Origin of the sequence: Schumannella sp. 10F1B-5-1 (assembly GCF_006517535.1) — a bacterium.
GTDB lineage: Bacteria > Actinomycetota > Actinomycetes > Actinomycetales > Microbacteriaceae > Schumannella.
Genome location: NZ_VHQH01000081.1, coordinates 1 through 208, shown reverse-complemented (window position 1 = coordinate 208; position 208 = coordinate 1). Strand labels below are relative to the sequence as shown.

The 208-nt window shown below is 71.2% G+C and carries 1 pseudogene; it reads left to right on the top strand.

Features of this window, described 5'->3' with window-relative positions:
* Window positions 1–208 (top strand): annotated as a pseudogene (locus tag FJ658_RS15055) (Bcr/CflA family drug resistance efflux transporter); the annotation flags it as partial.

The window sequence follows — 208 nt, the reverse complement described above, 5'->3', positions numbered from 1 at the left end:
TGGTGCGGATGCTCAGCCGCCTCGCCCTCGTCTCCGGCCTCGCTCCGGTGATCGCCCCCGTCATCGGCTCGCAGCTGCTGCTGGTGGTCGACTGGCGCGGGCTGTTCGTGTTCCTCGCCGTCTACGGCTTCGTCGTGCTGGTGGCCAACGGGCTGTTCCTGCGCGAGACGCTCCCGAGCGAGGCGCGCAACGTGCGCGGGCACTCGAC